This window comes from Burkholderia sp. Ac-20384 (genome assembly GCF_017104605.1).
Classification (GTDB): Bacteria; Pseudomonadota; Gammaproteobacteria; order Burkholderiales; family Burkholderiaceae; genus Burkholderia; species Burkholderia lata.
The window spans coordinates 1-3,171 of sequence record NZ_JAAGPE010000545.1 but is presented as its reverse complement, the minus strand read 5'-3'; the positions used below and the strand labels follow the sequence as shown (position 1 = coordinate 3,171).

General features: G+C 67.6%; 2 protein-coding genes and 1 pseudogene. 1 reads left to right on the top strand and 2 read right to left on the bottom strand.

Annotated features, from left to right (window positions below):
* Positions 1-112: pseudogene (locus G3O00_RS43750) on the bottom strand (NAD-dependent oxidoreductase); the annotation flags it as partial.
* 106 nt (positions 113-218) lie between these two features.
* Positions 219-1,127: a sterol desaturase family protein gene (locus tag G3O00_RS41420; RefSeq protein ID WP_206146464.1), complete on the bottom strand. Its 909-nt coding sequence runs from the start codon at positions 1,125-1,127 to the stop codon at positions 219-221.
* 1,315 nt (positions 1,128-2,442) lie between these two features.
* On the opposite strand from G3O00_RS41420, the gene G3O00_RS41415 reads away from it, so the two are divergent.
* A partial coding sequence (locus tag G3O00_RS41415; protein WP_206146463.1) for a hypothetical protein occupies positions 2,443-3,171 on the top strand: 729 nt, incomplete at its 3' end.

Below are 3,171 nucleotides of genomic sequence, written 5' to 3'. Positions count from 1 at the left end.
CGATCAGCGCGACGCGTGCGCCGCGCTCGCCGAGCCACGCGGCCGTCGCGACGCCCAGATGGCCGAATCCGCCGGTGATCGCGACTGCCTTGCCTTTGAGATCGTGTTCCATCGATGTTTTCTCCTGGATCGAGGGTTGCTTGTTGATGCGTGTTGCATGAGTCATGCCGGCCGCGGCATGCGTGCGCGGCCGGCAATGCGCCACAGCGTAGCGCCGTTCACGCATCCGTGCGCACGGCGACGAGGCTGCGACGGCGCAGTTCCTCCGTCGTTTCGCCCTGGTTGTCCGGGCGCCAGCCCGGCGGCAGCATCACGAAACGGATCGCGGTCCACACGTCGCGGGCCGTGGCGACGTCGCGGGCCAGGCTCGCCCAGTGCTCGAGCTCGACGACGAACGGATTGCGCGAGCGGGTCGGCGTGACGAGGCCGAAACGGCACGGCTCGTCGGCGCGTTCCGCGACATAGGTGCCGAACAGGCGATCGAACACGACCAGCACACCGCCGTAGTTCGCATCGAGATAGTCGAGGTTCGATGCATGGTGCACGCGGTGCGCGGACGGCGTGTTGAACACGTATTCGAACCAGCCGAGCTTCGGGATCCACGTGTTGTGCAGCCAGAACTGGTACATCAGGTTGAACGACAGGATCGCGAGCACGGCTTCCGGACGCACGCCGAGCCATACCAGCGGCGTGAAGAACATCGCGGCGCCGGCGATCTTGCCGGTCCAGCCGAGGCGAAACGCGGATGACAGCGTCAACTGGTTCGGCGAATGATGCACCGCATGGGTCGACCAGAAGAAGCGCACGCGGTGCGACGCGCGGTGATACCAGTAGTAGCAGAACTCCTGGCCGACGAACACGAGCAGCCCGAGCGCGACGCTGTGGAGCGGGATCGTGAAGAGCCGGTGCGCCCACGCGAGGTCGAACAGCGGCGTGGCGAGCGACAGCGGCACCAGCGCGAGCAGCTTGCGGCCCGCGAGATCGGCGAGCGACAGCCATACCTCGTTCCAGTCGAACGGTTCGGGACCGCGGGCGCGGCGCCAGGTGAGCACGGCCGCCTCGACGAGCGAGACGGCGACGATGAAGAGCGTGACGTAGTACGCGAGCTTTCCTGTAGTGGTGAGCATGATGGGCCTTTCCTCCGGTTGAATCGGACGCGTCATCGGCTGCACGGGCTGCCATCGCGTCGAATGGAACGCACTGTAGTGGGCGCGGAACGGAAAGACCACGCGGGAAATGTGTCGCGGTATGTCGTGGAGCGTGGCGGTCAGGTGGTGCGTGACAGGCGCGGGCGCTTGTGGGCTGGAGCGTGGGCGGTTTGTTGATGCTCGGATGTGGGTCCGGCGGGAAATGTGTCGCCGTATGTCGGGGGGAAGGCGTTCAAGCGGTGCCTGCCGTGCGCGGGCGCTTGTGGACTGGAGCGTAGCCGGTTTGTCGACGCGCGGATGTGTGTCCGGCGGGAAATGTGTCGCCGCAAGTCGCGGACAAAGGCGTTCAAGCGGTGCCTGCCGTGCGCGGGCGCTTGTGGACCGGAGCGTGGCCGGTTTGTTGACGCGCGGATGCGTGTCCGGCGGGAAATGTGTCGCCGCAAGTCGCGGGCAAAGGTGTTCAAGCGGTGCCTGCCGTGCGCGGGCGCGTGTGGACCGGAGCGTGGCCGGTTTGTCGACGCGCGGATGTGTGTCCGGCGGGAAATGTGTCGCCGCAAGTCGCGGACAAAGGTGTTCAAGCGGTGCCTGCCGTGCGCGGGCGCTTGTGGAATTGAGCGTGGCCGGTTTGGGGCGGTGCCTACGTGTGTCCGGCCGGAGATTTGTTTCAGCATGCCGAGGCGGAAGGCGTTCCGGTGGTGCATGGCGGGCACGGACACTTGCAGACAGGAGCGTGGCCGGTTCGTGGCTGCATGTACGCAAGTCCGGCGGTCAATGTGTCGCCCGTGACGAATCCGGTCGACAGCGTACACAACATGACATGGCCGACAGATAAGCCCTGCGCGACAGATGAACACTGTCGTTACCAATCGGAAGGAAGTCGATTCTTCGGATGGTTGGCGACGGCGGGTCACTGTTACGGAGAAGGCCGTTCCAATCGCATGTGGCGTACCGCATGCGTTCAATTCGCATGACGCGGCTCGACACAAAATACGCATGAATCGGCCGGCAAATATGTCGCCGCATGTCGCCGCGACACACATTCGCGCTGCGCACGACACATTCCGCCCCACGTCCCCGCTGCCCGCCGTCCCGCGACCGCATCGCCAACAGCCTTCCCTGGCGCGGCATGCCCGCGATCGGCGCGGCCGACGCACGCATTCGTCGTACCTCGAAACAGCACGCCACGTGTAACACCGCGACATCTTTTATGACGCGACGGGCGCGTGTCATCGCCCTAAAGTTCGTCCCGTCGCCACGCCACTGCGTGCACCGAAACGAACCGCAAGGACACCCGATGAAAACCCGCTTCCTCGTCACCGCCGCCGCCCTCACCTTCGCCTGCGCACCGGCCTTCGCCGGCTGGGCCGGCCACGGCACCGCCTACACGCCGCGCGGCACCTACAACGGCGCACACGCCGGCTCGTGCGGCGGCGGCAGCTGCTCGCATGCGGGTGGTGTGATCGGCCCCGGCGGCGGTATCGCGACCAACACGGGCACCGTCACGCGCACCGCGCCCGGCCAGTTCTCGAACAGCGGCACGGCCGTCGGCCCGAACGGGCGCTCGGTCGAACACAGCGGCGACACGAGCTGCGCGGGCGGCACCTGCTCGCACACCGGGTCGCTGACGGGCTCGGACGGCCACAGCGCAACGACGTCGGGCAGCGTGACGCGCAACGGCCCGGGCCAGTATTCGTCGAGCGGCACGATCACGGGCGCGAACGGCAACACGGCCAGCCACACGGCATCGACGAATTGCGCAGGCTCGACCTGCTCGCGCTCGGGCACCGTGACGGGCACCGACGGCGGAACCGTCACGCATTCCGGCAGCGCGACGCGCGTGGCGCCGGGTGTCGTGACGACGTCGGGCAGCTCGACGGTCGTCCACGGCGGCACGGTCTCGACCGGCGGCACGACCGTGATCCACGGCAGCACGACGGCAGGCGGCGCGGTCGTCGTGGCCGGCGGGACGGTGCCGGTTCCTGTCCCGGTGCCGGTGCCTGTGCCCGTCGTGGCGCCCCCGCCG

Bases quoted from the DNA above. Each gene is read 5' to 3' on its own strand.
- G3O00_RS41420 (WP_206146464.1), bottom strand. From the start codon at position 1,127: ATGCTCACCACTACAGGAAAGCTCGCGTACTACGTCACGCTCTTCATC.